Below are 26,555 nucleotides of genomic sequence, written 5' to 3'. Positions count from 1 at the left end.
CGCGTGCCGCGCAAGTCGCTTTAGCGCTGACGCGCGGTGGGTGCTTGGGGCGGCGGGACGGCCCGGTTTCAGGCGTAGGACCTGCCAAAAGCCCTAGATTATGAGTATTTAGCAAAGAGCAATCCATAGCCGTTGCAGGTTTTACACTGCGAGGATGCTTTCGCAGATCACTGAGTCCAAGAATTTGCGCGGATGGCCTATAAGCCGGATTTTGTCCCAGGGTTACCCCCTTGGATGACCATTCCTCTGCCACCCGTGTTACCACGGGCAGTCAAGCTGCCAACCCGGGCCTCTGGGCTGAAAGTTCCCTGTGGTGGTCTCCGCTATCGCCGCAGGCTTAGCACCTTTGACAGTCGCGGACCTTACCACGCGAGGCCCCTATTCGGCATTGCTCCGGGTGGGGCTTGCCATACCGTTCTTGTTACCAAGACCGTGGTGGGCTCTTACCCCACCGTTTCACCATCACCGCAGATCCGTCCAGCTTGCGCCGAACACCACGGCAGTCTTTTCTCTGTGGCGCTTTCCCTGGGGTTACCCCCGCCGGGCGTTACCCGGCACCCTTCCTTCATGGAGTCCGGACTTTCCTCGGAGGTTACCCCCCGCGGTCATCCAGCCATCCGCGCGAGGGGCGGCTTACGCTTGCAGCGCTGTCGCGTCAACCGGGAAGCGCAGCGCCAGATCGCAAGCAAGCCCCGCATCCACTCGGCCCAGCGGCCCACGCGCCCAGGGGCGAAACCGCAGCCGAAACGCGGTCAGCAGCTCTGCCTCGGGCGCCTCAGGATAGCCAAAGCGCCGCAAGGCGGGCAGGAACGCGTCTACATCAGCCTCCCCCGCCGAGGGCCATATCGACAGCCCCTGCAACGCCAGCCGCCGCCAGTCAAACTTTGCTCCGGGATCGCCCTTGCGCGCTGGCGCCATATCCGAATGTGCAATCACCCGATGCGGCGGAATAGCCCAGCGCTGCATGATCCCCGCCAGCAACGCCTCCAGCGCCGCCATCTGTGGTTCCGCAAACGGCTGAAGCCCGGTATTGGCCAGTTCAATGCCAATTGAGGCCGAGTTCACATCCGTCACTCCAGCCCATGCCCCCGCGCCCGCATGCCAAGCCCGTGCAGCCTCCGGCACCAAGCCCTCAACCACGCCCGTCTCGGAAATCAACCAATGCGCCGACACCTCAAACGCCGGATCGCACAGCCGCGCCCGCGCCTCAGCGCAAGAGGCCATAGCGGTGTAATGGATCACAATGAGGGATGGCAAAACGCCGCCCCGCCGATCGCCATAGTTGGGCGAGGGCCAAGGCGGCGTATCCGCGATCACGCTCAATTCTGAACGGCAGCCCGGAACGGCGTCGGATCCCAGGCGCAGGCATAGCCGTCGCCATCTGGATCTAGGCCCTTGCGGTCACGGTCCGGCCCGCCTGCCGCCAAGAACGCCTCTTGCGCCAGATCCGGCGAGGGGAACTTGCCGCACGCCGCGTTATAGCTGTTCAGCCGCAAGCCGCCGCGCTTGTACATCTGCGTGCCTTTGGGGTGATTGGTCGAAATCGCAAACTGCACGATATTGGGCGCATCACCACCCACACGCTGCGGCAAAGCCGTCGGCTGATCGACCTGATACTGCGCGCGGTTACGCTCAATCCGGGCCTTGTCACTCTCGATGGACTCGCGCTTGGTCACCGCCTGAAAGTCCTGCTCATCCGAGACGGTGCCGACATTGGCCGCCGACCCCGGTACATTCGCCATCTCGGAGGTGGTCTCAGCAATCCCCGCCGGCGCATTGCCGCGCGCGCGCTCACCGCCACCAATCACCGCACCCTGCGGTTGGCCATAAGGTTGTGCTGCTGGGGCGGCATAGGGTGAGGCCGCCGCCTGCGTGCTGAGCGGCACATTGGTCGGCGTCAGCGCGGTATCGGTATTCTTGCCCTCGGCCTTGTCAATCGCAGCCAGCGCCCCGCCCGGCGTGAAGCCAGCGGCAGGTGCCGCAGCCACCGGGGCAGGCGCGTTATAGGCATTATAATCCTGAAACCCCACGCCCGCACCCGAATCGGGTACAGCGGTTCCACACCCAGCCAGCCCGAGGGCGGCCAAAATCATCACAGCGCTACGCATCGTCTCTGCCTCGGCGGTTTATTCTGATATTGGCGCTTACCACCATTTATCTGGCTTGGCCACAAAGCCCGCAGCCCGCTCCAAAACATAAGCGTGATTGAGCAGACCCGCCTCATCCCAAGGTCGCCCTAGCAGTTGCAGCCCCATCGGCAGGCCTTTGCTGTCGAGGCCCATCGGCACCGCCACCCCCGGCAATCCGGCGAGGTTCGCCGTCACGGTGAACACGTCGTTGAGATACACTTCGACCGGGGTCGCCTGATCCATCTCGCCCAAGCCAAAGGCCGAGGTCGGCGTCGCTGGCGCCAAGATCGCCTCAACCCCTGCCGCAAATGCCTGCTCAAAGTCGCGCTTGATCAGTGCGCGGACTTTACGCGCGCGGTTGTAATAGGCGTCATAGAACCCCGCCGACAGCACATAGGTCCCCACCATGATCCGGCGCTGCGTCTCTGGGCCAAAGCCTTCCGCCCGCGTTTTCTCATACATCTCGGTGATGCCATCACCCGCAGCCAAAGCCGCCCGGTGGCCATAGCGCACCCCATCATAGCGCGCGAGGTTCGACGACGCCTCCGCAGGCGCAATCACATAATACGCAGGCAAAGCATACTTCGCATGCGGCAGCGAGATATCGACAATCTCCGCCCCCGCCTCGCGCAGCATTTCGCGGCCTTGCGCCCAGAGCGCATCAATCTCTGCCGGGATGCCCTCAATCCGGTACTCGCGCGGGATACCGATCTTCTTGCCGCGAATATCCCCGGTCAGTGCCGCTTCAAAATCCGGCACCGCCATATTCGCGCTGGTGGAATCCTTCGGATCATGCCCCGCCATCGCCTGCAGGAAAATCGCCGCATCGCGCACCGATTTCGTCATCGGCCCGGCCTGATCCAAGCTTGAGGCATAAGCCACAATCCCCCAGCGGCTGACCCGGCCATAAGTCGGCTTGATCCCCGTCGTGCCGGTAAACGCCGCAGGCTGCCGGATCGAGCCCCCGGTATCCGTCCCGGTCGCGCCCAAACACAAATCCGCCGCCACCGCTGCCGCCGAGCCGCCCGAAGACCCACCCGGAGTGCGCAACACCTCGTCGACCTTCCACGGATTGACCGCAGGCCCATAGCAACTGCTTTCCGTCGAGGACCCCATCGCAAACTCATCCATGTTCAGCTTGCCGAGCATCACCGCCCCCGCGCCAAACAGCTTCGAAGTCACCGTCGACTCATATTCCGGCACAAACCCCTTCAGGATGTGCGACGCGGCTTGCGAAGGCACCCCCTTGGTACAGAACACATCCTTGATCCCCAACGGAATCCCGCACATATCCGGTGCATTCCCCGCAGCAATCCGCAGATCTGCCGCCCGCGCCTGCGCCAACGCCATCTCCGGCGTCTTATGCACAAACGCGTTCAGCGCATCGCCCGCGTCGATCGCCGTCAAACAAGACATCGTCAGATCAACCGCCGAAATCTCCCCCTTGCGCAGCGCATCCCGCGCCGCCGCAATGGTCCAAGTATTCGCGTTCATTCCACCACCTTCGGCACTGCAAAAAACCCTTCCCGCGCATCCGGCGCATTGGCCAGAATCGCCCGTTGCTGGTTGCCATCCGTCACCACATCCGCCCGGCGCGCCAGCCGCATCGGCGTCACCGAAACCATCGGCTCGATGCCCGTCACATCAACCTCATTCAGCTGCTCCATGAACCCAAGGATGCCAGACAACTGCTCGGCGAGCTTCGGCAAAGCCGCTTCCTCCACCCGGATACGCGCCAGCTTAGCCACCTTGCGCGCGGTGTCGATGTCGATGGACATGGGGTCTCTCCGCAAATGAATTGGCCCCGTTTACCCGCCAAGGCCAGATGCCGCAAGTAGGGCGGGGTTCACCCCACCACTTAGGCCGAACGTAGCGCGCGCTTCAGCGCCCCCCTTCGAAGCAACCCCAGACCAGTCCGCACCCCGAATACCGCTTGCCTGACCAACACAATTCGCCCAAGTTTCAGATAGATACTCCACAAACCACTCTATCACCCGTTGGAATTTGGGAATTATGCTCGATGCAGACTATAGCGTAAAAGCTGCACGACGTGCCTTGCGCGTGTTTTTACCAGAAGAAGAATTCGCGCTGGCCTCGCTCAAAGACCCCACAAAACTGTATGACACATGGGTATTTCGCTGCAAAATACGCGGCAAGAACTCCACATTCGTCTGCAAACTCAGCACACCAGACGCGGCAGGTCGTGCAAAAATCTTAAACCAATATCAACGGCTGAAATCGACCAATGCCGCTTTAAAACACCCGCTTTTAACCACACCGCAAGCACTGGCCTTTGTGGAAAAAGATTGCGCCCTCATCATGGAGCATGTGAAGGCTGAATCGCTGCAACAGCTCCTGCCGCAGTTTTCCAATATCGCCGATGCCAGCACCCATCTGCAAAACGCAGGCCGCTGGATTTCCGGTTTCCAACAAGCAACGATCAAACCTGCCGCATTCGACACTAAACCGCACATGAACTGGCTGTTGAAAAAACTCCAGCGGCACGACGAAAAGCTGATCGTTATTCCTGACTACGACGCCTTCATGGTGGAGTTTCACCAGCTTGAACAATGCGCATCCGAGGCCCAAGCATTGCCATCCACCCGCTGCGTGACGCACAAAGACTTTCATCTCGGCAATGTGCTGTTTGGCCGCAAAGGCGCGGTCTATGGCATAGATTTTGAAAACAAAAAAGAAGATGACGCGCTGCGGGACGTCATCTCATTCCTGTTCGATTTTGCGATAAAATGGCCGGTGAACGCCACGGCGTTTGAAAACTTTCAAACCGCCACCGCTGCCTTTTTGGCCGGATACGCCGACCATGCAACGCCGCCCGTGGTGTTTGAGTTCTTTCAAAAGTTTTCGGCTTTGAACGGATGGTCAGGCTTGGAGGGGCGCAACCTGACAGATCAAAACAAGCGACACAGGCTGGAGCGTTTGAAGCAACTGGCCAAAACCTCCCTCCTCGACATTGCGCGCTAACAGCAAGTCAAAGGCGCGTCCTGTCGCGGGGTGAATATCCACCCCACCACGCCCCCCAAATTGCTCTTTCGCAAATACTCCCGCGCGGAGCGCTCCCCGGCTATGCCTACAAAATCACCGATTTCGCAGCCAAATCCCCACCGCGCCACAAATACAGCGCCGCCAGCGGTTGATCCCCCGTCCGCATCGCATGCGGCGTCCAGCTTGGATGATGTATCGCCTGCCCCACAGGCACGGCGGCATAATCCCCCGCGCCCTTTTGCCATTCCGCCACCCCGGCAATCGGCAGATAAACCTCCTCTGCCGCATGGGCGTGCGACGGATAGCTGATCCCCGGTGCCAGCAGCAACACGCCGCAAGCGATCCGCGCACTGGGCACAGGACCGCGCAAGCCGATAAACTCGCTCCAACCATAGCCGCGCAAAAAATCCGCACCAAAATCGCCCGCGCCATAGGTCTGCCGCCACGCCAAATCCTCCGCCACCTGCTGCAACTCTGCCACCACCGCCGCCGTATCGACCGGGCTGAACCCTGCCTGCAACTCCGGCATCCAGTCGCAAACCGGCAAAGCTCCCGCCACATTCTCGCGTCGTTCACCCGCAGCGGGCCAATCCGCCAAAAATGCCGCCGCCTCCGGCACTGGCGCAAACGCCCGTCTCACCAACTCCAGCAGCCGATCCATCCAGCCCTTACTCCGAAACCCCGTATCCCCACATTGAGGTGCGCCCGTACCGCTTGCAACCCGGTGCAACCTCTTGCCTGCACCCCAATCTTAACCTCCGATTAACCATACCTCCCACCCCCCTAAAATTCCCCCATAAAAACAATGGTCCCGAGTCGGGACCCTCCCCAAACACCCCCTTCCCCTTCCCCGCTTCCCACCCTAAACTCTTCCAAACCCCAATGAACGGACCCCAAAATGCCCCCCATGATCGGCGTAATCGGCGGCTCCGGCGTCTATCAGATCGACGGCCTCGAAGGCGGATCCTGGGTCAAAGTCCCCACCCCCTGGGGCAAACCCTCCGATGAGATCCTGATCGGCCGCTTGAACGGCACCCCGATGGCCTTCCTGCCCCGCCACGGTCGCGGCCACGTCCACTCCCCCTCCTCCGTCCCCTACCGCGCCAACATCGACGCCCTGAAACGCCTCGGCTGCACCGATATTCTCGCTGTTTCAGCGGTGGGAAGCCTGCGCCCCGATTACCACCCCGGCGATTTCGTGCTGGTCGACCAATATATCGACCGCACCTTTGCCCGCGAGAAAAGCTTCTTCGGCCCCGGCTGCGTCGCCCACGTCTCCCTCGCCCACCCCACCTGCCCCCGCCTCGGCCAAGCCTGCCTGCAAGCGGCCCAACAAGCCGGGATCAAAACCCACCCCACCGCCACCTACCTTGCCATGGAGGGCCCGCAATTCTCCACCCTCGCGGAATCCCGCCTCTACCGCAGCTGGGGCGCCGATGTGATCGGCATGACCGGCATGCCCGAGGCCAAACTCGCCCGCGAAGCTGAACTCTGCTACGCTTCCCTGGCCATGATCACCGACTTCGACTGCTGGCACGAGGATCACGGCGCGGTCGACGTGGCGGCGGTGATCCAAACCCTCACCGCCAACGCCAGCGCCGCCCGCAACCTGGTCGCCAACCTGCCTGCCCTGCTGCCCGATCATCCCACCTGCCCGCACGGCTGCGACCACGCGCTGACCCATGCCCTGATGACCGCGCCGGACAAACGTGACCCCGAATTGCTGGCCAAACTCGACGCCGTGGCGGGGCGCGTGTTGAAATGAAAGTGCTGTTGCTGGGGGCGGATGGGTTCATCGGCCGCCACATCGCCTTCTATCTGCGCGAGCAAGGCGTCCAAGTCACCGCCCAAGCCCGCACCCCCGCCCGCCTGCACCGTATGGGCTTTGCCACCCTGCAGGCCGATTTAACCGCCCGCGCCACCCATGCCCCCGCCTTCTGGCAACCGCATCTCGACCAAAACACCCATATCATCAACGCCGCTGGCCTGCTGACCGGCACCGCGGGCATCTTCGAGGCCGTCCACGTCAAAGCCCCCGCCGCCGCCTATGCCGCAAGACACCCCGGCACCCAAGCCCTGCTGATTTCGGCCGTGGGGATAGAGGCCGACACCGCCTTCGCCCACTGGCGCCGCAGAGGCGAAGCCGCCGCCACCACAACCGAGGCCATCATCTTACGCGCAGGCCTTGTCCTCGCCGACACCTCCTACGGCGGCTCATCCTTAATCCGTGCGCTTGCCGCCTTGCCGTTCTTCACCCCGGTGATCGGCACAGGCGAGCAACCCTTCAACCCGATCCACGCCAGCGATCTTGCCGCCATAGCCCTCGAATGCTTGCAAAACCCCGCCCCCGGCAGATGGGAAATCGGCGGGCCGCAAACTGTCAGCCAAACCGGCATCCTGCGCGCCACCCAAAGCTGGCTCGGCCTGCCGCACCACCCCCTGCTCCACATCCCGCTTCCGCTCGCCCGCCGCTTGGGACAGATCGGGGATGCCCTCAGCATAGGCCCGATCTCGGCCACCTCGGTCGCGCAACTGGAGCAAGGCGTACTGGCCGCCCCCGCAGCGTTGCTGGAACACCTCTGCGCCGTGGCGCAAATCCCGCAAACCCGACCCGCTGATGCCCTGCCCCCGCAAGTCGCGCAGGCCAACCCGGCGCCATCGCTGCAACAATTCCACCGCAGCGCGCGCGCCTTCACCCAGTTCCTGCAATCCCGCCCCGCTGGCACGCAAGACCTGTGGCAAGCCCGGCTTTATCTGCTGAAACCGCTGATCCGCCTGACACTCGCCGTGCTCTGGCTCACCTCCGCCACCCTCGGCCTGCTCACCCCACCCGAGATTTACCTGCACCAGATCGCCCTGCCGCCCACCCTCGCGCTGATCCTTGCCAAAGCCGGAGGCTTGGCTGACGCCGCCCTCGGCATTGCCCTGCTGAAAAACTGGCGGCCCAAAACCACCGCCATTCTGCAAATCCTGATGGTGCTGGGCTACACGCTTGGCCTGACCCTGATCGCCCCGGCCCTCTGGCTTGATCCGTTTGGCGGCCTCCTAAAAAACCTGCCCATCCTCGCCTTGCTGCTGACCCACCTAGCGCTGACCGAGGAACGCTGATGGACCCGTATCTGATCGCCCGCTGGCTGCACATCTTGTGCTCGACCGTGCTGTTCGGCACCGGCATAGGCACCGCGTTTCAGATGGTCTGGGCAATGCGCACCGGAAAACTCGAAACCATCCATTCCACAGCCTCTGGCGTGGTGATCGCCGACTGGATCTTCACGACCCCCGCCGGCATCATTCAGCCCCTCACCGGCCTCTGGCTGATCCACCGCGCAGGCTACTCGCTGACCGAGCCGTGGCTGCTGATAACCTATGCCCTCTACATCCTCGCCTTCCTGTGCTGGTCCCTCGTCGTCATCCTGCAACTGCACATACGAGACCTTGCCGCCGAAGCCCTCACCGCAGGCACCCCGCTCCCGGCAAAGGCCCGCAAACTCTACCGGATATGGCTCGCCCTTGGCGTCCCCGCTTTCGCCGCCCTTGTCGCGGTGTTCTGGCTGATGGTAAACAGACCCTACTTCTGAAAGGCTCGCTGATGTCCTCTGCCAAGAAAACCGTCAAAGACTACATCCGCACCATCGTTGATTTCCCGCATGAAGGCATCTTCTTCCGTGATGTCACCACCCTGTTCGCCGATCCGCGCGGCTTTCGGATGTGCGTCGACCAACTGCTCGCCCCCTATGCCGGGATGCGAATTGATAAGGTGGTGGGGCTGGAGGCGCGCGGTTTCATTCTGGGTGGGGCTGTCGCGCATCAGCTTTCGACCGGCTTTGTGCCGATCCGCAAAAAGGGCAAATTGCCGGGCCAGACCATCAGCCAAGCCTATACGCTGGAATATGGCGAGGCGGTGGTCGAGGTGCATGAAGACGCGATGCAGCCGGGCGAGAAAGTCCTGCTGGTCGATGATCTGCTGGCGACCGGAGGCACCGCCGAGGCGGGCATCAAACTGATCGAACGTCTCGGCGCACAGGTGATCGGCTGCGCTTTCGTCGTTGATCTGCCAGACTTGGGCGGGCGCAAAAAGCTGGAAAGCATGGGCATGGAAGTCCACGCCCTCTGCGCCTTTGAAGGGCTTTAACCCGCCGTCCAAACATCCCACGCCGCCCCGGCCTTGAGCCGGGGCCTCAGAGTTCAGGCGCATTTCAGCAGCCTAAACGCCAAATCCGCATCACCGTTAACGGCCTGTTTACCGAATCATCCTACACCAGACTTACTAAGGCCAACCCAGCCTTAGGGTGACGCTGCTTGCAACACGTGACCCACCCAACCCCAGCGCCCTGTCGGTTTTCCGGCAGGGCGTTTCTTGTAATCAGGATGAACTTGCAAAACCTGCCCCAGCCGATTGCTCGCTCTGGGTGTCAAAGATCGGCTCAAACCCGCCCCAGACCATGCGCTGACCGTCAAACGGCATCTCAGGCATGTCTTTCCAACGCGCATCGGTCTGCATTTTCGCGGAGGCCGTCTCATACGTCTGCTGATCCGGCCACTCGATCCATGAAAACACCACCGCCTCATCAGCCGTCGCCAGAACCGCGCGTTTAAAGTCGGTGACTTTGCCATCGGCAATCGTCTCGCTACACGTCTCGACCACGCGCAGCGCGCCGTATTCCTTAAAGATCGGTGCCGCCGCCCGCGCCGAGTCGATATAGGCCTGCTTTTTGGCCTTCGGCACTGCGATCAGAAACCCTTGAATATAGCTCATGATGGGTCCTCCTGTTTCGGGATGATACCAGACCAACCGCAAAACCCGCGATCCATTCCCCGATTTGCCCGCAGATGAACCGATTTCCGCCGACGCGCCGGTTATCCCCGCAGCACCGCGCCCGGATTCATAATCCCCAACGGGTCCAGCGCCACCTTGATCGCCCGCATTGCGGCCAGCTTGCCCGGATCGCCGTAGCGTTCCAGATCCTCCACTTTCAACCGCCCCAAACCATGCTCGGCCGACATCGAACCACCCAGTTCATCGACCAGATCATGCACGCAGGTTTTCACCGCATCGCGCAGGTGTTCATAGTCTTTCCGGCTGCGCCCAAACGCCGGGAACACGTTGTAATGCAGGTTGCCATCGCCCAAATGGCCAAAGCAATTCACCCGGAAATCGCCCAGCTTCGCCAACCGAGGCCCGGCTTTGGCGATAAACTCCGCCACCAACCCCAGCGGCACCGAAATATCATGGCTGCTGACCGCCCCGATCATCCGGTTGGCTTCCGGGATCGCCTCGCGGATCCGCCACAGCCCCGCCCGCTGCGCTTCCGAGGCCGCAATCACCCCGTCTGACACCAACCCGTCCGCCAGTCCCGCCTCAAACAGCCCACCCAAGTGATCTTCGGCCAAACCGAACCCCGCAGGCAGACCGATCTCGATCAGCACCATCCACTCCGGCATCCCGAGCGGCAGCTTCACCTCGGGGATGCGTTCGGCCAAAAACTCCAACCCCATCCGCCCGATCAACTCAAATGCCGAGACCATCCCCGACAGCTGCTCTTGCGCCAGCGACAGCAGTTTCAACGCAGCCGCCGGGCTTTCCACCGCCAGCAAAGCCGTGCCAACCACCCCCGGCACCGGATACAGCCGCAGACTGGCGGCGGTGATCACGCCCAAAGTGCCCTCGGCCCCGATCAGCAAATGCCGCAGATCATAGCCGGTGTTATCCTTGCGCAACCGCTTCAAGCCATTGAAAATGCTGCCATCCGGCAAAACCGCCTCGACGCCCAAACACAAATCCCGCGCATTGCCATAGCGCAGCACGTTCAAGCCCCCTGCGTTGGTGGAAAGATTCCCACCAATCCGGCACGTCCCCTCCGACGCCAAGGCCAGCGGAAATACCCGGCCCAGATCGCCGGCATGGCGCTGCACATCGGCGAGGATCATCCCAGCCTCGACCACCAGCACATTTTCCTCAGCATAGCTGCCGCGCAAGGCTGCCATCCGCTCCAACGACAGCACCACGGGCACGGGGCCCTCGGACATCAACTGCCCGCCGACCAGCCCGGTGCCGCCGCCCCAAGGCACGATGCCGACACGCGCCTGCGCACAAGCCCGCACCACCACCGACACCTCAGAAACCGTCCGAGGCAGCGCCACCACCCCCGCCAAACCCTGCCAGCGCCCGCGCGGTTCTTCCAGATAGCGCGGCTCGGCTGCGTGCAAAGCGCCCTCGGGCAGCAGCCCACGCAGCATTTCAACAAACGCAGGATCGGCAGGGTTCAGCATCTTATCGTCTCACTCAAGGCTCAAAGCCGCGGTTCACACAGTGATCGTGCGCGCCAAGGCCGCAATCGCCGTGGCAGAGGTTTGGTTGCGCGCGGTCTTCACCATGCTCAAACCCGCCTCAAGTTTGGTCGCCAGCACAGATCGTCCGATTCCGTTCGGAGCTAGCAGATAAACCGCCTTGTCAGAAAACAAGATCTGCTCACCATTTGCCGCATGGGCCGACAAAGCCTGCACCGCCGTGGCCGCCGCTGGGCTGGCGAGGAAATAGATATGCACACCAGCGCCATCAGCCGCGCCCTGCTTTTTGAACGGGTTCGCCGCCAAAATCGCATCGTATTCTTTCAGCGTCATCACGAACATCGGCGGCGCAAAGCCGAAACGCTCTTTCATCGCTGTGGTGATTTTCGCCTCAACCCCGGCGACGCCCGGATCAAGATACACCGCATTGCCGCTTTGCAGATGGGTGTGGATTTGCTGAAGCCCTTGTTCCAGCAGCATTTGCCGAAACTCCGGCATCGGCAGGCGATTGGCGCCCGACACGTTCACGCCGCGCAACAGCAGGACTTTGACTTCACTCATTGGGCTCTCCAGACAAGACCCCACCCGCTCCGGCGTAGGATTAGCCCACGTCCGTGCGACCACGTCGGTCGTTCCGTAAGTTGGCGTATAACACATGGTTCCGCCAGCGCCCGTTGATTTGCAAATAAGATTGGGCCACGCCCTCATATTTAAAGCCGGATTTCTCCAAAACCCCACGCGAAGCGATGTTTTCCGGCAAACAGGCGCTTTCAATCCGGCTTAGGTCAAGCTGAGCGAAGGAAAAATGCACCAAAGCCTGCACCGCTTCCTTCATATAACCGCGCCGCGCGAAGGGCGCACCAATCCAATAGCCCATCGTGCCCGCCTGCACCGGGCCACGGCGGATATTGTCCAGCGTCACCGCGCCCAACAACTGCCGATCCTCGCGCCGAAACATCAGCATCGGCAGCGCCGTGCCCGTGGCCTCGGCCCGCCCCGCCCAATACACCCGGTTGGTAAAGGCTTTGCGCGACAAATGATCATGCGCCCAAACTGGCTCCCACGGGGTAAGATGCGTCACCGAAGCCTCGCGCAAGCCTGCCCAAGCTCTGTAATCGCTGTGCGCAGGCAACCGCAAAGTCATCCGCTCGGTTTCAACCGTGGGCCTGCGGCGGAAGGATAGCATTACGCCGCCAAACGCTTGCGAATATCTTCCAGCGAGGGGGCATCCGCAACCGGGCCATACAAAGCCAAAGCCGAATCCGCCTCTGCCAGTTCGCCCGCATAGCGCCGCACATCCGCCACCGTCACCGCATCAATCCGCGCCACCGCCTCATCCACCCCCGGCACCCGATCATAAATCGCCAGCAGACGCGCGATGCGTTCAGCCCGAGACGACGGGCTTTCCAGCCCCATCAACATTCCGGCCTTGATCTGCGTCCGCGCGCGGGCCACTTCGGCCTCAGACATATCATCCGCCGCGCGCTTCAACTCATCCATGGTGATCTGGGTCAGCTCGCCGATTTCCTCAGCGCTAGTGCCCGCATACAAAGTGATCTGCCCGGCATCCTCATAAGCCCCCGACTGGGCGAAGATCGAATAGCAGAGGCCCCGCTCTTCCCGCACCTTCTGGAACAGACGGGACGACATGCCGCCGCCCATCGTCATCGCATAAACCTGCGCGGTATAGACGTCCGGATGCCGATAACCCGGCGCGTCAAACGCCATGGCGAAATGCACCTGCTCCAGATCCTTCACCTCACGGCGTTCCGACCCTTTGAACGTCGCCGCCTGAAACGTGGTCGCGGGCTTGGCCTTCATGCTGCCGAACATCGCCTCGGCTTGCTTCACAATCGCATCGTGATCGACAGCGCCAGCCGCCGCCAAAATCATCTGCCCCGGCCCGTAGTGTTCCGCCACAAAGCCCTGCAAATCCTTGCGGGTAAAGGAAGAAACCCGCTCCTCCGGCCCCAGAATCGTCCGCCCGAACGCTTGATCCGGGTAGGAGGCCTCTTGCAGCCAATCGAACACGATATCATCGGGCGTATCCAAAGCCTGACCGATCTCCTGCAAGATCACATGCCGCTCAACCTCAATTTCCTTCTTATCAAAGGCCGGGTTCAGCACAATATCGCCAATCACATCGAGGGCTAGTCCCACATCAGCCTGCAACACCCGCGCATAATAAGCGGTCATCTCCCGAGAGGTATAGGCATTGATATAGCCGCCAACATCCTCAATTTCCTCGGCAATTTGCAAAGACGTGCGCCGCTTGGTGCCCTTAAACGCCATATGCTCCAGAAAATGCGCGATGCCGTTCTGCGTTGGCTTCTCATGCCGCCCCCCCGCCATCACCCAAATCCCGGCGCTGGCAGACAGCAGCCCCGGCATATGTTCGGTGACGATGCGGAAGCCGTTCGGCAGAGTGGTCAGGCGCAGACCGGCAGATGCGTGGCTCAACGGGCAATCCTTTCGCGGATCAGCGCCTGCAAAGCGCCCAGATCATTCGGAACACGGGTGACACGTTCCGGGCGCGTGAACAAGTCCGCCATGCGTGGAGGAAGCTGGGGCCGTGTGCCCATCGCCGCTTCCACCGCATCTGGGAACTTCGCCGGGTGCGCCGTGGCGAGGGTGATCATCGGCGCTTCCCCAAGATGCTCCTCTGCCACCTTCACGCCCACGGCGGAATGTGGGCAAAGGATTTCCCCGGTCTGCGCAAAGGCGCGCTGGATCGTCGCCGTGGTCTCCTCCTCCGAACATCGCCCCGAAGCAAAGGCCTCGCGCAGCATCCCCATCGCCCCTTGCGAAATGTGGAAACCGCCCGATTTCAACTCCTCCATCAAAGCCGAAACCGCCGCGCCATCGCGGCCATAAGCGTCAAACAACGCCCGCTCAAAGTTGGACGACACCTGAATATCCATCGACGGTGAGATCGAGGCCGTCACCCCATTCTGCGCATAATCCCCGGTCTTCATCGCCCGATCCAGAATGTCATTCTGATTGGTCGCGATCACCAGTTGATCAATCGGCAGCCCCATTTTCCGCGCGATATAGCCCGCGAAAATGTCACCGAAATTGCCCGTCGGCACAGTGAAGCTCACCGCCCGATCCGGCGCGCCCAACGACACCGCCGCGCTGAAATAATACACCACCTGCGCCAAAACCCGCGCCCAGTTGATCGAATTCACCCCCGCCAGCCGCACGCCATCGCGGAAGGCGAAATCGTTGAACATATCCTTCACACGGGCTTGGCAATCGTCAAAATCTCCGTCCATCGCCAAGGCGTAAACATTCGCCTCAGAAGGGGTGGTCATCTGCCGCCGCTGCACATCCGACACCCGCCCATGCGGATACAGAATAAACAGATCGACATTCGCCAACCCCCGAAACGCCTCCATCGCAGCCGACCCGGTATCGCCCGAAGTCGCGCCAACAATCGTCACCCGCTCGCCGGTCTTGGCCAAAGCCGCCTGCATCATCTGCCCGATCAACTGCATGGCGAAGTCTTTGAACGCCAAGGTTGGGCCGTGGAACAGCTCCAGCAGGAAATGGTTCGGCCCCAACTGCACCAAAGGCGCGCGCGCTGCATGGCCAAAGCCAGCGTAAGCCTTTGCCAGCAGCCCCTTGAACTCGGCATCGGTAAACGTGGACCCCAAATACGGCCGCATCACCCGAAACGCGATCTCCTCATAGGGCAGCCCCGCCATCGCCGCGATTTCCGCCTTCGACAAAGCAGGCACGACCTCGGGCACATACAGCCCGCCATCGCGCGCCAGCCCCGTCATCATCGCTTCGCTGAAATTCAAAACCGGAGCCTGTCCCCGCGTCGAGATATACCGCATCCGTCCCCCCTAGATTTGCCGCCTGATACGCCAGACCAGCCCCGCTGTCATCACCGCCCACACCAAGGCCAGCGAAAACCAGGTGATCGCATAGCCCCAATGGTCATTGGGAATAGACGAAGTATCCACTGGCATCGCCTCGATCCCGTCACCCGTTGGCGCGCGCGCGACAATAAATGTCGGCTCTGTGTGCAAAACCGCTGCCATCGCCATCGCATCGCGGGCAAACCACATGCCGGTCTTGGCGTCGGGGGGCGGGGTATATTGATTGCTGTCGCGCGGCCACATCAGATTGCCCTGCACCGTCAGATCGGTCACGTGCAATGCCTTGTGCTTGGCCTCATCCGGCAGAAACCCGCGATCCACCAGCAAGCGCCGCCCGTCTGCCATCTGCAAAACCGAGATCACCTGCACCCCGGCGCCGATCATCGGCTGGCCAGACAGAACATAAAGCGTCTCGCCGGTAAACCGCCCCGCCGCCAGCACGGGCCGATAGCGATCCCGCTCTGGGTCCAACACCGCAGGCACCACCACCGCAGGTTCAGAAATCCCCGCCGTCATCTCATCGAGTTGCGCGCGCTTTTCATACATGCGCTGCACTTGCCAGAGGCCAAGGCTGCACAGAAATCCTACGCCAGCCAAACCCAGCAACAGCGCAGACATCAGACGGAATTTCATCAGCAAACCCTGAAAAAGCTGCGCGGGCCACCGGGGCCCGCGCAAGTCTTAGATCGTTATGCGCTGCCCCAGATATAGACAGCGGCGAACAGGAACAACCAGACCACGTCCACGAAGTGCCAGTACCAAGCGGCGGCTTCAAAGCCGACATGCTGTTCGGGCGTGAAATGGCCCTTGTAGGTGCGGATCAAACAGACCGTCAGAAAGATCGTGCCGATCACCACATGGAAACCATGGAAGCCAGTCGCCATGAAGAACGACGCGCCATAGATATTGCCCGCAAAGCCAAAAGCCGCGTGGCTGTATTCATAGGCTTGGAAGAAGGTAAACAGCATCCCCAGCACAATCGCCAGGATCAAGCCCTGCTTCATCGCCGCGCGGTTGTTGTTCTCATGCACCAAAGCGTGGTGCGCCCAAGTCGCGGCACAACCCGAGCAGAGCAGGATCAGCGTGTTGATCAGCGGCAGATGCCACGGGTCGAACATCACGATGCCTTCTGGCGGCCAAACGCCATCTTTCAGCGGCGACAGCGGCCCCATCGGATACATCGCGTGTTTGAAGAAGGTCCAGAACCACGCCGAGAAGAACATCACTTCCGACATGATGAACAGGATAAAGCCATAGCGCAGGCCGATCCGCACCACCGGGGTGTGATCGCCGGTCTGGCCCTCATGCACCACTTCCGACCACCACGCGTACATGGTGTAAAGCACGCCCGCGAGGCCGATCAACCCCACGAATGGGTGCGAGCCGTGCATCCACAGCACGAAGCCAAACAGCATGACAAACGCGCTGGCAGCCCCGAAAAACGGCCAGATCGACGGCGGAAGAATGTGGTAATCGTGGTTCTTGGCGTGGGCCATGGTCGGGTTCCCTCGGTTTTCTTGTCTTTATTCTATAAGCTTGGTAGGCGTCTCGGCAAGAGCCGGGGCCACCGTATTGGCAGCCTGCTTTTGCGGAATATCGGCGACGTGGAAGGTGTAAGACAACGTGATCTCTTTGATCAGACTGGCTTCCGGGTCTTTCACAATCGACGGATCGACGTAGAAACTCACCGGCATCTGCACCCGCTCACCGGGTTGCAAAATCTGCTCGGTGAAGCAGAAACACTCAATCTTGGTGAAATAGCCGCCCGATTGATCTGGCGTGACATTATAGCTGGCCTGCCCGCCCACCGCTTTGTCGGTCGGGTTATAGGCCTCAAAGAACGCAAGGCCCGTCTCACCGATGCGCAGTTCCATCGACGGCTGCACCGCGCGGAACTGCCAAGGCATCCCGGCTTCGAGAGAAGCGTCAAAGCGGATTTTCACCGTTTGATCCAGAATTTCATCCGCGCCCGTTGCTGCCACCGAAGTCGTGCCCGCATAGCCCGTCACCCGGCAGAACCAGTTGTAAAACGGCACCGCAGCGAAGGACAAAGACAGCATGACAGCCGCAACCCCAGCCAGCAGGGCCGCGGTCTTCTTTTGTGCGTCGACAGACTTGCTCATGGGCTCACCGCCGGAGCGGCAGGCGCAGGCGCAGGCAATTCCGGCGCAATCGGCTGGGTCGATCCCAGCATCCCCGGCGCATCATTGGCATGGCCCAGATCGCCGTTGGTCACTTTCACCACGGTCAGCGCAAACACCAGCGCGACAAAGCAGGTCAGCGTCAGCCCAACGCCCAGATTGCGCGAAAACCGCCTGCGGTGAATCTCATGTTCGGGTGCCGGAAACGCCATCACCAGCCCCCCATGCCAGAGCTGTGCAGCACAGCCTCTACCAAAAGTGCGGTAAAATGCAGGAACAGATATAGCAGCGAAAAGCGGAATACCGCTTTCTCCACCTTATAGCTATCCGCCTCAGCCATAACCTCATCCCGCTTCCAAATCCGATACGCCCCGCGCAGGAACTCGGCGTTCAGCAACACCGAAACCGCCAGATACACCGGCCCGCCGATCGAGGTGAACCCCAGACCAAGCGCAAACGGGATCAGCGCCAAAGTATAGACCAGCACATGATTGCGGGTCACTTTCTTGCCATGCGTCACCGTCAGCATCGGCACACCCGCTTTGGAATAATCCTCGTTCATGAACAAAGCCAAAGCCCAGAAATGCGGCGGCGTCCACATGAAGATCAGCATGAACATCAACCCGGCCTCAACCGAGATCGACCCCGTTGCCGCCACCCAGCCGATCATCGGAGGAAACGCGCCAGCAGCCCCGCCAATCACGATGTTCTGCGGCGTCGAACGCTTCAGCCACATCGAATAGACCACGGCATAAAAGAAAATCGTGAACGCCAGCAGCGCCCCCGCCAGAATATTGGTCGCCAGCGCCAGCATCACCACCGAGATACCCGACAGCGCGAGGCCAATCGCCAAAGCCTCCCCCGGCTGCACCAGCCCCGCAGGCACCGGACGCCCCTTGGTGCGCCGCATGATCGCGTCAATATCGGCATCCCACCACATATTCAGCGCCCCAGACGCGCCCGCGCCCAAAGCAATGAACAGGATCGCGGTAAAGCTGACCACCGGATGCAGATGCACAGGCGCCACCAACAGCCCCACAAACGCAGTGAACACCACAAGCGACATCACGCGCGGCTTCAACAGCTGCACGAAATCGCCAAATCCCGCTTCTTTCGGGGCCTCAAAAGACCGGATATCGGTCATAACGTCCTGGCTTTCTGGTCTAACGCGGGCCCCCAAAACCGGAGGCCCGCTGTGCCGTAGCTTGGGTCTCAGTTCGACGCGAGCCGCAGATTGCCCGTCGTGGTGGCCTGCGCGATCCACGCATCATAAGCCGCCTGACTTACGACCTTAACCGTGATCGGCATATAGGCATGGTCCTTGCCGCACAGCGTCGTGCACTGGCCGAAATAGATGCCCTCACGATCCGCCTTGAACCACAACTGGCCCAATCGACCGGGAACCGCCGATTGCATCACACCAAACGCAGGCATCGCCCAAGCGTGGATCACATCCGCACCCGTCACCTGCATCACCACGGTTTTGCCCACCGGGATAACCACGGCATTGTCGGTGGCCAACAGGAAATCTTCTTTGGTGTAGCCGTAGTAAGCCAGCTTCTTCACCGCCACATCGCTCATCACGCCCGCGGTCGACATCGGCTGATCATCGCCCCAGCCCGCTGCCGCATCGTCAATCTTCATCGCGCCATCAATGCGGAACGCGTCAAACTTCAACGTATCCGCCTCACCGACCTTCACATCCGGGTATTCATACGACCAATACCATTGGTTGCCCGTCGCTTTGATGGTGATGTCCGACACCGGAATTTCCTGCTGCGTGAACAGCGCGGGAAGCGAGAACGAGCCGATGAACACCAGAATCAGGATCGGGATGATCGTCCATGCCACTTCCAACGGCGAGTTATGCGTGAAGGTCGCAGGCACCGGGTTCCGCTTCCGGTTGAAGCGGATCATGATGTAGACCAACAGCAGGGTCACAAACGCCACGATCACCGTGATGATGACCAAGATCATGTGATCCAGCCACTGCAGATCGCGGGCGATGTTGGTCGCCGCTGGCTGATGCTCGGTGCCATACGGAACCGGAGCCCCCACGGTTTCCAATGCTTGCGCCAAGGCGAAGCTAGGCTGCATAAGCAGACCAAGGCTGGCAGCCGCAACAGCGTTGAAAGTCGACTTAAGACGCATGTTCATTTCCCGTATCCAAGGGCAGCTTTCACGCCACCTTTTTGACCATGCCCAAACAGGGGGCAGAATCCCGTTATCTCTGGCCTGTGAAACCATATTAGCCGCTTCCCGACAAGAGTAAGCTGCGGCAAAACCGCGCCAGTTGACCAAGATCAAAGCAAAAATCCCACGGCTTGGCGCTGGCCATCCGCGCGGGGCGCGCTACGAAAACCCCAAACCCCGCCTTGCGATGCCCCCGCCCGCCGCCTAAGTTCGTTTCAACCGGGCCAAATCGCGCCCTGAAAGGCCCTGTCCTGATGTCCACCGCATCCACCGACGCCCCATTCCGCCCGTTCGAGTCCCATCTGGACGAGGCCACCGCCCTTGCCACCCTACGCGCCGCCACTGCCGGGGCGGACGACGGAGAATTGTTCTTCGAACGCCGCCGCTCGGAAGCCATCGTGCTCGACGATGGCCGTATCAAGAACGCCAGCTACGACGCCTCCGAAGGTTTTGGGCTGCGCGCCGTGCGCGGCGAAGTCGCAGGCTACGCTCATTCCACCGAAATCTCGGAACATGCTCTGAAACGCGCCGCTGAAACCGCCCGCCTCGCAGTCGGCGATGGTGGCGGCACCTTGGCAGATGCCCCCAAACACACCAACATCAAACTCTACAGCGACGCCGACCCCATGGCCGATGCCGTTTTCGCCGTGAAAATCGACCTGCTGAAAGAGATCGACGCCTACGCCCGCGCGCTTGATCCCCGCGTCGTGCAAGTCTCCGCCACCATCGCCGCAGGCCTGCAAGAGGTCGAAATCCTGCGCCCCGAAGGCCTGCGCTATACCGATGTGCGCCCAATGGCCCGGATGAATGTCTCGGTGATCATCGAATCCAACGGCAAACGCGAGCAAGGCGGCACCGGCGGCGGTGGCCGCTACGGCCTCGCAGGCCTGATGGAACCCAGCCACTGGCAGCCGATGCTGAAAGAAGCCCTGCGTATTGCGCTTGTGAACCTCGATGCCGTCCCCGCCCCCGCTGGCATGATGGACGTGGTCCTCGGCCCCGGCTGGCCCGGTATCCTGCTGCACGAAGCCATCGGCCATGGCCTTGAAGGCGATTTCAACCGCAAGAAAACCTCTGCGTTCGCAGGCCTGATGGGCCAAATGATCGCAGCCCCCGGTGTGACGGTGCTGGATGACGGCACCATCCCCAACCGTCGCGGCTCCATTTCTGTCGATGACGAAGGCACTCCATCGCAGAAAAACACCCTGATCGAAGACGGCCGCTTGGTCGGCTTCATGCAAGATCGCCAAAACGCCCGCCTGATGGGGGTTGCCGCCACCGGAAACGGACGCCGCGAAAGCTACGCCCATATCCCTATGCCCCGGATGACCAACACCTATATGCTGTCGGGCAAAGACGACCCCGCAGGCATCGTCGCGTCGCTCAAAGACGGCATCTACGCTGTCGGCTTCGGCGGCGGCCAAGTCGACATCACCAACGGTAAATTCGTGTTCAGTTGCACCGAAGCCTACCGCGTCCGCAACGGCGTGATCGGCGAAGCGGTGAAAGGTGCCACCCTGATCGGCGATGGTGCCACCGCTTTGAGGCAAATCCGCGCCATCGGCAACGATCTGGCTTTAGATCCCGGCATCGGCAACTGCGGCAAAGCCGGCCAATGGGTGCCTGTCGGCGTCGGCCAACCCACCCTGCTGATCGGCGGCCTGACAATCGGCGGCTCGCAAACCTGAGGCGGCCTCCAGGACGATTTTCAACGCGAAAATCGTGGCCCGGCCCAAGCGCTCCACACATCCAGCAGGCCGCAGCACGCGGCCTGTCCACTTGGGCACCACCCCCGGATTTGCTCTTTTCGAAATACTCCCGTGCGGAGCACTCCCGCCGCCGCATCCGAAACAACGGTCCAGAACCCCGCAGACCCGCACCACAAGACCACGATTTTCGGCCTTCCCGAAAATCGGCGCCGTGGCAGTCGAATACTTACCAAAGCGTTAACGCTCCCCCATTAACTCCTTGATTCATAACAAACCCCACCCCTGTCCACGCGTGGACACTCACAAAACCGCGTCCACCCCGCGCCGCAACCGCGCCACCGTCGCCGCCACGTCCGCTAGTTTATCCAGCCCAAACAACCCCAGCCGGAAGGTGCGGAACTCAGCCCCCTCCCCCACCTGCAACGGCACCCCGGCGGCAATCTGCATCCCCAAAGCCCGGAATTTTGATCCGTTCTGCACCGCCGGATCCTCGGTGAAACTCACCACCACACCCGGAGCCTGAAATCCCGCCGCTGCCACCGAAGCCACGCCCTTCTCGGCCAACATCGCCCGCACAGCGCTCCCCAATTCCCACTGGGCCACCTTGGCCTCCGCAAACCCCATCTCCCGCGTTTCCAGCATCGCATCGCGAAACCCAACGATGGCATCCGTCGGCATCGTGGCATGATAGGCGTGGCCACCGCCCTCATAAGCCGCCATGATCGACCGCCACTTCTTCAAATCCAGCGCAAAACTGTTCGAGTTGGTCTCCGCCAGCCGAGCCTCCGCAAGCGCGCTCATCACCACAATCCCCACGGCAGGCGAAGCCGACCACCCCTTCTGCGGCGCGGAAATCAACACATCCACGCCAGTCGCTTCCATATCCACCCAAACGCAGCCCGAGGCGATGCAATCCAGCACCATCAGCGCCCCCACCTCATGCGCCGCCGCCGCCATGGCAGCGATATAATCATCCGGCAGAATGATCCCCGAAGAGGTCTCGACATGCGGCGCAAATACCGCATCGGGCTTCGTCTCGCGGATCTTCGCACAGACCTCCTCCACCGGCGGCGGTGCAAAAGCCGCCTGCGCCCCATTCCCCGAGGCCCGCGCCATCACCACCGTCGGCTCCGAAAACCCACCCGCCTCAAAAATCTGACTCCAGCGATACGAAAACCAGCCATTCCGCACGATCAAAGCAGAGCCCTGCCCGAACTGCCGCGCCACCGACTCCATCGCATAGGTGCCGCCGCCCGGCACCAGAGCCACCGCCGTCCCGTTATAGACCTCGCGCAATAGCCCCGAAACCTCGCGCATCACGCCCTGAAACTTCGCCGACATGTGGTTCAGACTGCGGTCGGTGAACACCACCGAGAATTCTTCCAAACCATCCGGGTCGACATGAGCATGTGGCAGTTTCATCGCGGCACTCCTTGCAAAGCTTTAAGCGCAATCTAGCGCCAATTTCCGCCAAAGCGGTATGAAAACCGACAGCATTCTTTCGCTTTTGACCGAAGGCAGTTTGCTGAAAATCGCGACAATGCGCTACCCCAACGGCCCCGGCCTGCGCTCCTCGGTCAACAACACATTCGCCTCGACCTGCCCCACCCCCGGCAGAGTCATGATCCTACGGCGCAAAACCCGCTCAAAATCCGCAATGTCCCGCGCCACCACCCGCAATCGGTAATCGAACAGGCCCAGCACATGCTGCACCACCTGCACTTCAGGGATCGCCATCACCGCCCGCTCAAAATCTTCCAAGGATACCCGTCCCTTGGTCGCCAGCTTCACCCCCAGAAACACCGTCACGCCAAAGCCCAAAGCCGCGCGGTCGGCATCCACCCGCGCGCCTGCGATCACCCCCGCCGCCTCCAGCCGCTTCACCCGTCGCCACGTCGCTGGCTGTGACAGCCCCAATCGTCGGCCCAATTCACCCGCCGACACCCCGGCATCCAACGCCAAAGCACGCAAAATCGCCCGGTCCAAGTCATCAAGGTCGATCACAGCGGCAACCCCTCGCTATCTTTAATCGTCGCAATCAGCATCAGCGCATCGACCTCGGCGATATGCGGCAAAGCCAGAATCCGCTGCCGATACACCGCCTGATACTGCGCCATATCCCGCGCGATCACGTTCAGCCGCACATCGACCCGGCCCAGAAATGTCTCAATCGCCACCACCTCCGGCACCTCGCGCGCGGCCGCGATAAACTCGTCAAACGCGCGTGGATTGGTCTTATCCAGCGTAAACCGCAGCGAAACCTCCACCTCATAGCCCAGCTTGCGCCAGTCAATCCGCGCCTGCGCAACCCCGATCACGCCCGCCAAAGCCAACCGTTCCAGCCGGCGCGACAAGGTGGCCTGCGTCACCCCGGCCCGATCTGCCAACGCGCTGCGCGTTAACGTAGGCTCGCTCAGGTGATGACGCAAAATCCTGCGGTCGGCCTCGTCAAGCTGCATGATTTCATCACCAATTCAAGATATGACGCATGATCCATCCACTAAACTGCAAAATTAGTCAAACAATGCACGCGAAACACCGCAAAAATCCCTATGCTCCGCCCCATCAACCAAGAAGGAGCGCCCAAATGCGCGTTTATTACGACCGTGACTGCGATGTGAACATCATCAAGGACAAAAAAGTCGCCATCCTCGGCTACGGCAGCCAAGGCCATGCCCATGCGCTGAACCTGCGCGATTCGGGTGCGAAGAACCTTGTCGTGGCACTCCGCGAAGGCTCGCCTTCCGCCAAAAAAGCCGAAGGCGAAGGCCTGAAGGTCATGGGCATCGCAGAAGCCGCCGCTTGGGCCGATCTGATCATGTTCACCATGCCCGACGAATTGCAGGCCGAAACCTACAAGAAATACGTCCACGACAACATCCGTGAAGGTGCGGCTATTGCTTTCGCCCACGGCTTGAACATCCATTTCGGCCTGATCGAGCCGAAAAAGGGCGTCGACATCATCATGATGGCCCCCAAAGGCCCCGGCCACACCGTGCGCGGCGAATACACCAAAGGCGGCGGCGTGCCGTGCCTCGTGGCTGTCCACACCGACGCAACCGGCAAGGCGATGGAGCTGGGCCTGTCCTATTGCTCGGGCATCGGTGGCGGTCGTTCCGGCATCATCGAGACCAACTTCCGCCAAGAATGCGAAACCGACCTGTTCGGCGAACAAGCCGTTCTCTGCGGTGGTTTGGTTGAACTGATCCGTATGGGCTTTGAAACCCTGGTCGAAGCTGGCTACGAGCCGGAAATGGCCTATTTCGAATGCTTGCACGAAGTGAAACTGATCGTCGACCTAATCTATGAAGGCGGCATCGCCAACATGGACTACTCGATCAGCAACACCGCCGAATACGGCCAATACGTCTCCGGCCCGCGCATCCTGCCGTATGATGAGACCAAGGCCCGCATGAAAGCCGTGCTGTCCGACATCCAATCCGGCAAATTCGTCCGCGACTTCATGCTGGAGAACGCTGTTGGCCAGCCGACGATCAAAGCGTCGCGTCGTTCCAACGACGAGCACCAGATCGAACTGGTCGGCAAAAAACTGCGCGACATGATGCCGTGGATTTCCAAAGGCAAGATGGTCGACCGCGCACGGAACTGATCGGGCGACGGGGTAGAACCCCACCCTACGATAATGACAAAGGCCGGAGCATTGCTTCGGCCTTTTGCGTTTACAGCGCAGCGCTAAACCCCAAATACCGCCTCAAACCCCTCCACCCCCGCCGGATTAAACACCACCGCGCGGCCCGCAGGCTCGCGCTTCAGCCAGCTTTTCGACTCCATTGCTGCAAGCAGGGCCCGCCCCAAGCTGCCCGCCAGATGGCTGCGACGTTCTGACCAATCCAGACAGCACAGGCAGACAGCCCCCCGTCCCAGTTGCAAGCGCGCCAGATCAACGCCAAACCCAGCAACAAATGCAGCGCCCGCTGCGGTCAGCGCCACTGTCTCGCCCTCGGTCACAAAGCCGGATGTGCGCAGGAAATCAAACATCTGCACCCCGCGCCGCCCGGCCAGATGGTTGTAGCACACCCGTGCCTCGCGCAAAGCCTGATCCTTCGGCCCGGTGCGCAACCGCAGCAACCCTTGGCCAGAGGCAAAGCCCATCAGCGCCTCCAGCAGTTGCGCCGCCTCTGGTCCAGCCAGCCGAAAATAGCGGTGCCGCCCCTGCTTGTCGCCCGCGATCAGCCCGCCGTCAGCCAGTTTCGCCAAATGGCCCGAGGCGGTGGGCAGGCTGACCCCGGCCTCCTCCGCCAATTCACTCGCCGTCAACGCCTTGCCCGCCATCAAAGCAGTCAGGATATTGGCGCGGCCGGGATCGCCGATCAGCGCCGCGATGCGGGATATGTCTGGACCTTCTTTCATGGTTTGATTTTGGCCGAAGCATTCGCGTGCGTCAATAGGCTAGAACATGAGCAGAAGGAGACCACAATGCTCACCTGTATCATCCGCTACCATATCGACCCGACCAAGAAGCCGCAGTTCGCCGAATATGCCCGCAACTGGGGTCAAGCCATTCCGCGCTGCGGTGCCGATCTGATCGGTTACTACGCGCCGCACGAAGGCTCATCGACCCTCGCCTATGGTATCTACAACATACCTTCGCTGGCCGCTTATGAGGCCTATCGGGCACGACTGGCCGACGATCCGTTGGGCCGCGCCAACTATGAATTTGCCCAATCCGAGAAATTCCTGCTGCGCGAAAACCGCACCTTTCTGCGCTGCGTTTCCACCCCACATGGCGCTGCAGCATGATCGCGGTGATCTTCGAGGTGGAACTGGCCGAGGGCCGCGAGGCAGATTACCTCGCCCATGCCGCGCTGTTGCGCCCGCTGTTGCAGGCTGATCCGGGGTTTCTCAGTGTCGAGCGGTTTCGCAGCCTGACAATCCCCGACAAACTGCTGTCGCTGTCGTTCTTCACCGATGAAGCCGCCGTCGCCCGTTGGCGCGCCCTGCCGCAACATCGCCAATCCCAAACCGAGGGCCGCGCTGGCATCTTCGCCGATTACCGCCTGCGCGTGGCCGAAGTGCAGCGCGACTACGGCTTGATGAACCGCATCGAGGCGCCAACAGATTCACGCATCTTGCATGAGCCGAATGTTTAAAGCGGTTTGGGTTTTATCTGGCGCAAGGAGCAGCACAATTCGCGCAGGCCTTGGCGCGAATTGTGATCCAAGATAAACGCAAACCGCTCTAAGA

The 26,555-nt window shown here is 61.3% G+C and carries 30 protein-coding genes and 1 other RNA gene; 9 read left to right on the top strand and 22 right to left on the bottom strand.

The features are described 5' to 3' along the window. Positions 1 to 184: 184 nt before the first annotated feature. The 5 genes from rnpB to gatC form a co-directional block, all read right to left on the bottom strand. Positions 185 to 621: RNase P RNA component class A (rnpB, locus tag AKV04_RS07685), an RNA gene on the bottom strand. Positions 622 to 633: 12 nt separating this feature from the next. Beyond that, positions 634 to 1,314 carry an N-acetylmuramoyl-L-alanine amidase gene (locus AKV04_RS06850; RefSeq protein ID WP_407638407.1) on the bottom strand — a complete coding sequence of 227 codons (681 nt, stop codon included), beginning with the start codon at positions 1,312 to 1,314 and terminating at the stop codon, positions 634 to 636. A 5-nt stretch (positions 1,315 to 1,319) separates the two neighbouring features. Continuing rightward, positions 1,320 to 2,108 carry a hypothetical protein gene (locus tag AKV04_RS06845; RefSeq protein ID WP_054005707.1) on the bottom strand — a complete coding sequence of 263 codons (789 nt, stop codon included), beginning with the start codon at positions 2,106 to 2,108 and terminating at the stop codon, positions 1,320 to 1,322. 36 nt (positions 2,109 to 2,144) lie between these two features. Further along, on the bottom strand, positions 2,145 to 3,623 hold the full coding sequence (gene gatA / locus AKV04_RS06840) for an Asp-tRNA(Asn)/Glu-tRNA(Gln) amidotransferase subunit GatA (RefSeq protein ID WP_054005706.1): 1,479 nt from the start codon (positions 3,621 to 3,623) through the stop codon (positions 2,145 to 2,147). Next, positions 3,620 to 3,907 carry an Asp-tRNA(Asn)/Glu-tRNA(Gln) amidotransferase subunit GatC gene (gene gatC / locus AKV04_RS06835; protein WP_054005705.1) on the bottom strand — a complete coding sequence of 96 codons (288 nt, stop codon included), beginning with the start codon at positions 3,905 to 3,907 and terminating at the stop codon, positions 3,620 to 3,622. Before gatC ends, gatA begins: the two co-directional genes overlap by 4 nt. Before the next feature lie 235 nt (positions 3,908 to 4,142). Between gatC and AKV04_RS06830 the strand changes: the two genes are divergently transcribed. Further along, positions 4,143 to 5,111 carry a phosphotransferase family protein gene (locus tag AKV04_RS06830; protein ID WP_082351546.1) on the top strand — a complete coding sequence of 323 codons (969 nt, stop codon included), beginning with the start codon at positions 4,143 to 4,145 and terminating at the stop codon, positions 5,109 to 5,111. Positions 5,112 to 5,217: 106 nt separating this feature from the next. Here the strand turns inward: AKV04_RS06830 and AKV04_RS06825 are convergent, their stop codons facing one another. After that, positions 5,218 to 5,793, bottom strand: coding sequence for a dimethylsulfonioproprionate lyase family protein (locus AKV04_RS06825; protein WP_054005703.1), 576 nt, complete (start codon positions 5,791 to 5,793; stop codon positions 5,218 to 5,220). A gap of 237 nt (positions 5,794 to 6,030) precedes the next feature. On the opposite strand from AKV04_RS06825, the gene AKV04_RS06820 reads away from it, so the two are divergent. From AKV04_RS06820 to AKV04_RS06805, 4 genes are read left to right on the top strand one after another with little or no spacing between them, the layout of a single operon-like run. Then, positions 6,031 to 6,897 carry an S-methyl-5'-thioadenosine phosphorylase gene (locus AKV04_RS06820; RefSeq protein WP_054005702.1) on the top strand — a complete coding sequence of 289 codons (867 nt, stop codon included), beginning with the start codon at positions 6,031 to 6,033 and terminating at the stop codon, positions 6,895 to 6,897. After that, positions 6,894 to 8,240 (top strand): SDR family oxidoreductase, encoded by a 1,347-nt coding sequence (locus AKV04_RS06815; protein WP_054005701.1) that lies wholly within the window; start codon positions 6,894 to 6,896, stop codon positions 8,238 to 8,240. The genes AKV04_RS06820 and AKV04_RS06815 overlap by 4 nt, the downstream gene beginning before the upstream one ends. Next, positions 8,240 to 8,710 (top strand): DUF2269 family protein, encoded by a 471-nt coding sequence (locus AKV04_RS06810; RefSeq protein ID WP_054005700.1) that lies wholly within the window; start codon positions 8,240 to 8,242, stop codon positions 8,708 to 8,710. The genes AKV04_RS06815 and AKV04_RS06810 overlap by 1 nt, the downstream gene beginning before the upstream one ends. 11 nt (positions 8,711 to 8,721) lie before the next feature. Further along, the gene (locus AKV04_RS06805; protein ID WP_054005699.1) at positions 8,722 to 9,264 is read left to right on the top strand and encodes an adenine phosphoribosyltransferase; all 543 of its coding nucleotides are present in this window, start codon (positions 8,722 to 8,724) and stop codon (positions 9,262 to 9,264) included. A gap of 231 nt (positions 9,265 to 9,495) precedes the next feature. Here the strand turns inward: AKV04_RS06805 and AKV04_RS06800 are convergent, their stop codons facing one another. The 12 genes from AKV04_RS06800 to coxB all read right to left on the bottom strand — a co-directional run bounded on the left by AKV04_RS06800 (position 9,496) and on the right by coxB (position 19,599). Continuing rightward, positions 9,496 to 9,888, bottom strand: a complete 393-nt coding sequence (locus AKV04_RS06800; protein ID WP_054005698.1) for a DUF1428 domain-containing protein — start codon at positions 9,886 to 9,888, stop codon at positions 9,496 to 9,498. A gap of 101 nt (positions 9,889 to 9,989) precedes the next feature. Continuing rightward, on the bottom strand, positions 9,990 to 11,402 hold the full coding sequence (locus AKV04_RS06795) for an FAD-binding oxidoreductase (protein WP_054005697.1): 1,413 nt from the start codon (positions 11,400 to 11,402) through the stop codon (positions 9,990 to 9,992). Positions 11,403 to 11,435: 33 nt separating this feature from the next. After that, the gene (locus AKV04_RS06790; protein WP_054005696.1) at positions 11,436 to 11,981 is read right to left on the bottom strand and encodes a DUF1697 domain-containing protein; all 546 of its coding nucleotides are present in this window, start codon (positions 11,979 to 11,981) and stop codon (positions 11,436 to 11,438) included. Between the two features lie 40 nt (positions 11,982 to 12,021). Then, positions 12,022 to 12,606: a GNAT family N-acetyltransferase gene (locus AKV04_RS06785; RefSeq protein ID WP_054005695.1), complete on the bottom strand. Its 585-nt coding sequence runs from the start codon at positions 12,604 to 12,606 to the stop codon at positions 12,022 to 12,024. Then, complete coding sequence (locus tag AKV04_RS06780) at positions 12,606 to 13,880, bottom strand: M16 family metallopeptidase (protein WP_268871781.1); 1,275 nt, start codon at positions 13,878 to 13,880, stop codon at positions 12,606 to 12,608. Before AKV04_RS06780 ends, AKV04_RS06785 begins: the two co-directional genes overlap by 1 nt. Continuing rightward, the gene (gene thrC / locus AKV04_RS06775; protein ID WP_054005694.1) at positions 13,877 to 15,262 is read right to left on the bottom strand and encodes a threonine synthase; all 1,386 of its coding nucleotides are present in this window, start codon (positions 15,260 to 15,262) and stop codon (positions 13,877 to 13,879) included. Before thrC ends, AKV04_RS06780 begins: the two co-directional genes overlap by 4 nt. Before the next feature lie 9 nt (positions 15,263 to 15,271). Then, on the bottom strand, positions 15,272 to 15,940 hold the full coding sequence (locus AKV04_RS06770) for an SURF1 family protein (protein ID WP_054005870.1): 669 nt from the start codon (positions 15,938 to 15,940) through the stop codon (positions 15,272 to 15,274). Positions 15,941 to 15,996: 56 nt separating this feature from the next. Beyond that, positions 15,997 to 16,803 (bottom strand): cytochrome c oxidase subunit 3, encoded by an 807-nt coding sequence (locus tag AKV04_RS06765; protein WP_054005693.1) that lies wholly within the window; start codon positions 16,801 to 16,803, stop codon positions 15,997 to 15,999. A gap of 27 nt (positions 16,804 to 16,830) precedes the next feature. After that, a complete protein-coding gene (locus AKV04_RS06760) occupies positions 16,831 to 17,430 on the bottom strand; it encodes a cytochrome c oxidase assembly protein (protein WP_054005692.1) in 600 nt (199 codons plus the stop codon). Further along, on the bottom strand, positions 17,427 to 17,660 hold the full coding sequence (locus tag AKV04_RS06755; RefSeq protein ID WP_054005691.1) for a hypothetical protein: 234 nt from the start codon (positions 17,658 to 17,660) through the stop codon (positions 17,427 to 17,429). Before AKV04_RS06755 ends, AKV04_RS06760 begins: the two co-directional genes overlap by 4 nt. Further along, on the bottom strand, positions 17,660 to 18,592 hold the full coding sequence (gene cyoE / locus AKV04_RS06750; protein ID WP_054005690.1) for a heme o synthase: 933 nt from the start codon (positions 18,590 to 18,592) through the stop codon (positions 17,660 to 17,662). The genes AKV04_RS06755 and cyoE overlap by 1 nt, the downstream gene beginning before the upstream one ends. A gap of 68 nt (positions 18,593 to 18,660) precedes the next feature. After that, on the bottom strand, positions 18,661 to 19,599 hold the full coding sequence (gene coxB / locus AKV04_RS06745) for a cytochrome c oxidase subunit II (RefSeq protein WP_054005869.1): 939 nt from the start codon (positions 19,597 to 19,599) through the stop codon (positions 18,661 to 18,663). Between the two features lie 296 nt (positions 19,600 to 19,895). Here coxB and tldD point away from each other — a divergent pair, with 296 nt between their 5' ends. Continuing rightward, a complete protein-coding gene (gene tldD / locus AKV04_RS06740; protein WP_054005689.1) occupies positions 19,896 to 21,329 on the top strand; it encodes a metalloprotease TldD in 1,434 nt (477 codons plus the stop codon). A 321-nt stretch (positions 21,330 to 21,650) separates the two neighbouring features. Here the strand turns inward: tldD and AKV04_RS06735 are convergent, their stop codons facing one another. The 3 genes from AKV04_RS06735 to AKV04_RS06725 form a co-directional block, all read right to left on the bottom strand. Continuing rightward, the gene (locus AKV04_RS06735; RefSeq protein WP_054005688.1) at positions 21,651 to 22,772 is read right to left on the bottom strand and encodes an aminotransferase class V-fold PLP-dependent enzyme; all 1,122 of its coding nucleotides are present in this window, start codon (positions 22,770 to 22,772) and stop codon (positions 21,651 to 21,653) included. Positions 22,773 to 22,895: 123 nt separating this feature from the next. Beyond that, complete coding sequence (locus tag AKV04_RS06730; RefSeq protein ID WP_054005687.1) at positions 22,896 to 23,354, bottom strand: Lrp/AsnC family transcriptional regulator; 459 nt, start codon at positions 23,352 to 23,354, stop codon at positions 22,896 to 22,898. Further along, on the bottom strand, positions 23,351 to 23,809 hold the full coding sequence (locus AKV04_RS06725) for an Lrp/AsnC family transcriptional regulator (protein WP_054005686.1): 459 nt from the start codon (positions 23,807 to 23,809) through the stop codon (positions 23,351 to 23,353). The genes AKV04_RS06730 and AKV04_RS06725 overlap by 4 nt, the downstream gene beginning before the upstream one ends. Positions 23,810 to 23,937: 128 nt before the next feature. On the opposite strand from AKV04_RS06725, the gene ilvC reads away from it, so the two are divergent. Next, positions 23,938 to 24,960 carry a ketol-acid reductoisomerase gene (gene ilvC, locus AKV04_RS06720; protein ID WP_054005685.1) on the top strand — a complete coding sequence of 341 codons (1,023 nt, stop codon included), beginning with the start codon at positions 23,938 to 23,940 and terminating at the stop codon, positions 24,958 to 24,960. 83 nt (positions 24,961 to 25,043) lie between these two features. On the opposite strand, the gene AKV04_RS06715 is transcribed toward ilvC, so the two are convergent. Beyond that, the gene (locus AKV04_RS06715; RefSeq protein ID WP_054005684.1) at positions 25,044 to 25,721 is read right to left on the bottom strand and encodes an ArsR/SmtB family transcription factor; all 678 of its coding nucleotides are present in this window, start codon (positions 25,719 to 25,721) and stop codon (positions 25,044 to 25,046) included. Positions 25,722 to 25,787: 66 nt separating this feature from the next. Here AKV04_RS06715 and AKV04_RS06710 point away from each other — a divergent pair, with 66 nt between their 5' ends. Together AKV04_RS06710 and AKV04_RS06705 are read left to right on the top strand one after the other, a co-directional pair. Beyond that, a complete protein-coding gene (locus AKV04_RS06710) occupies positions 25,788 to 26,111 on the top strand; it encodes an NIPSNAP family protein (protein ID WP_054005683.1) in 324 nt (107 codons plus the stop codon). Beyond that, positions 26,108 to 26,461 carry an antibiotic biosynthesis monooxygenase family protein gene (locus AKV04_RS06705; protein WP_054005682.1) on the top strand — a complete coding sequence of 118 codons (354 nt, stop codon included), beginning with the start codon at positions 26,108 to 26,110 and terminating at the stop codon, positions 26,459 to 26,461. The genes AKV04_RS06710 and AKV04_RS06705 overlap by 4 nt, the downstream gene beginning before the upstream one ends. Positions 26,462 to 26,555 lie beyond the last annotated feature (94 nt).

Origin of the sequence: Cypionkella psychrotolerans (assembly GCF_001294535.1) — a bacterium.
GTDB lineage: Bacteria > Pseudomonadota > Alphaproteobacteria > Rhodobacterales > Rhodobacteraceae > Cypionkella > Cypionkella psychrotolerans.
Note: the sequence above shows the minus strand (reverse complement) of the source record. Positions and strands in the feature narration are given on the sequence as shown.

What these genes read in the sequence shown, in the direction of transcription:
- AKV04_RS06790 (WP_054005696.1), bottom strand. Translation starts at nt 11,981, where the DNA reads ATGAGTGAAGTCAAAGTCCTGCTGTTGCGCGGCGTGAACGTGTCGGGC.
- gatA (WP_054005706.1), bottom strand. Translation starts at nt 3,623, where the DNA reads ATGAACGCGAATACTTGGACCATTGCGGCGGCGCGGGATGCGCTGCGC.
- AKV04_RS06815 (WP_054005701.1), top strand. Translation starts at nt 6,894, where the DNA reads ATGAAAGTGCTGTTGCTGGGGGCGGATGGGTTCATCGGCCGCCACATC.
- AKV04_RS06710 (WP_054005683.1), top strand. Translation starts at nt 25,788, where the DNA reads ATGCTCACCTGTATCATCCGCTACCATATCGACCCGACCAAGAAGCCG.
- coxB (WP_054005869.1), bottom strand. Translation starts at nt 19,599, where the DNA reads ATGCGTCTTAAGTCGACTTTCAACGCTGTTGCGGCTGCCAGCCTTGGT.
- ilvC (WP_054005685.1), top strand. Translation starts at nt 23,938, where the DNA reads ATGCGCGTTTATTACGACCGTGACTGCGATGTGAACATCATCAAGGAC.
- AKV04_RS06760 (WP_054005692.1), bottom strand. Translation starts at nt 17,430, where the DNA reads ATGAGCAAGTCTGTCGACGCACAAAAGAAGACCGCGGCCCTGCTGGCT.
- AKV04_RS06705 (WP_054005682.1), top strand. Translation starts at nt 26,108, where the DNA reads ATGATCGCGGTGATCTTCGAGGTGGAACTGGCCGAGGGCCGCGAGGCA.
- AKV04_RS06755 (WP_054005691.1), bottom strand. Translation starts at nt 17,660, where the DNA reads ATGGCGTTTCCGGCACCCGAACATGAGATTCACCGCAGGCGGTTTTCG.
- AKV04_RS06810 (WP_054005700.1), top strand. Translation starts at nt 8,240, where the DNA reads ATGGACCCGTATCTGATCGCCCGCTGGCTGCACATCTTGTGCTCGACC.
- AKV04_RS06825 (WP_054005703.1), bottom strand. Translation starts at nt 5,793, where the DNA reads ATGGATCGGCTGCTGGAGTTGGTGAGACGGGCGTTTGCGCCAGTGCCG.
- AKV04_RS06725 (WP_054005686.1), bottom strand. Translation starts at nt 23,809, where the DNA reads ATGCAGCTTGACGAGGCCGACCGCAGGATTTTGCGTCATCACCTGAGC.
- AKV04_RS06765 (WP_054005693.1), bottom strand. Translation starts at nt 16,803, where the DNA reads ATGGCCCACGCCAAGAACCACGATTACCACATTCTTCCGCCGTCGATC.
- AKV04_RS06795 (WP_054005697.1), bottom strand. Translation starts at nt 11,402, where the DNA reads ATGCTGAACCCTGCCGATCCTGCGTTTGTTGAAATGCTGCGTGGGCTG.
- AKV04_RS06820 (WP_054005702.1), top strand. Translation starts at nt 6,031, where the DNA reads ATGCCCCCCATGATCGGCGTAATCGGCGGCTCCGGCGTCTATCAGATC.
- AKV04_RS06785 (WP_054005695.1), bottom strand. Translation starts at nt 12,606, where the DNA reads ATGCTATCCTTCCGCCGCAGGCCCACGGTTGAAACCGAGCGGATGACT.
- AKV04_RS06830 (WP_082351546.1), top strand. Translation starts at nt 4,143, where the DNA reads ATGCTCGATGCAGACTATAGCGTAAAAGCTGCACGACGTGCCTTGCGC.
- thrC (WP_054005694.1), bottom strand. Translation starts at nt 15,262, where the DNA reads ATGCGGTATATCTCGACGCGGGGACAGGCTCCGGTTTTGAATTTCAGC.
- tldD (WP_054005689.1), top strand. Translation starts at nt 19,896, where the DNA reads ATGTCCACCGCATCCACCGACGCCCCATTCCGCCCGTTCGAGTCCCAT.
- AKV04_RS06735 (WP_054005688.1), bottom strand. Translation starts at nt 22,772, where the DNA reads ATGAAACTGCCACATGCTCATGTCGACCCGGATGGTTTGGAAGAATTC.
- AKV04_RS06845 (WP_054005707.1), bottom strand. Translation starts at nt 2,108, where the DNA reads ATGCGTAGCGCTGTGATGATTTTGGCCGCCCTCGGGCTGGCTGGGTGT.
- AKV04_RS06770 (WP_054005870.1), bottom strand. Translation starts at nt 15,940, where the DNA reads ATGAAATTCCGTCTGATGTCTGCGCTGTTGCTGGGTTTGGCTGGCGTA.
- gatC (WP_054005705.1), bottom strand. Translation starts at nt 3,907, where the DNA reads ATGTCCATCGACATCGACACCGCGCGCAAGGTGGCTAAGCTGGCGCGT.
- AKV04_RS06800 (WP_054005698.1), bottom strand. Translation starts at nt 9,888, where the DNA reads ATGAGCTATATTCAAGGGTTTCTGATCGCAGTGCCGAAGGCCAAAAAG.
- AKV04_RS06715 (WP_054005684.1), bottom strand. Translation starts at nt 25,721, where the DNA reads ATGAAAGAAGGTCCAGACATATCCCGCATCGCGGCGCTGATCGGCGAT.
- AKV04_RS06805 (WP_054005699.1), top strand. Translation starts at nt 8,722, where the DNA reads ATGTCCTCTGCCAAGAAAACCGTCAAAGACTACATCCGCACCATCGTT.
- cyoE (WP_054005690.1), bottom strand. Translation starts at nt 18,592, where the DNA reads ATGACCGATATCCGGTCTTTTGAGGCCCCGAAAGAAGCGGGATTTGGC.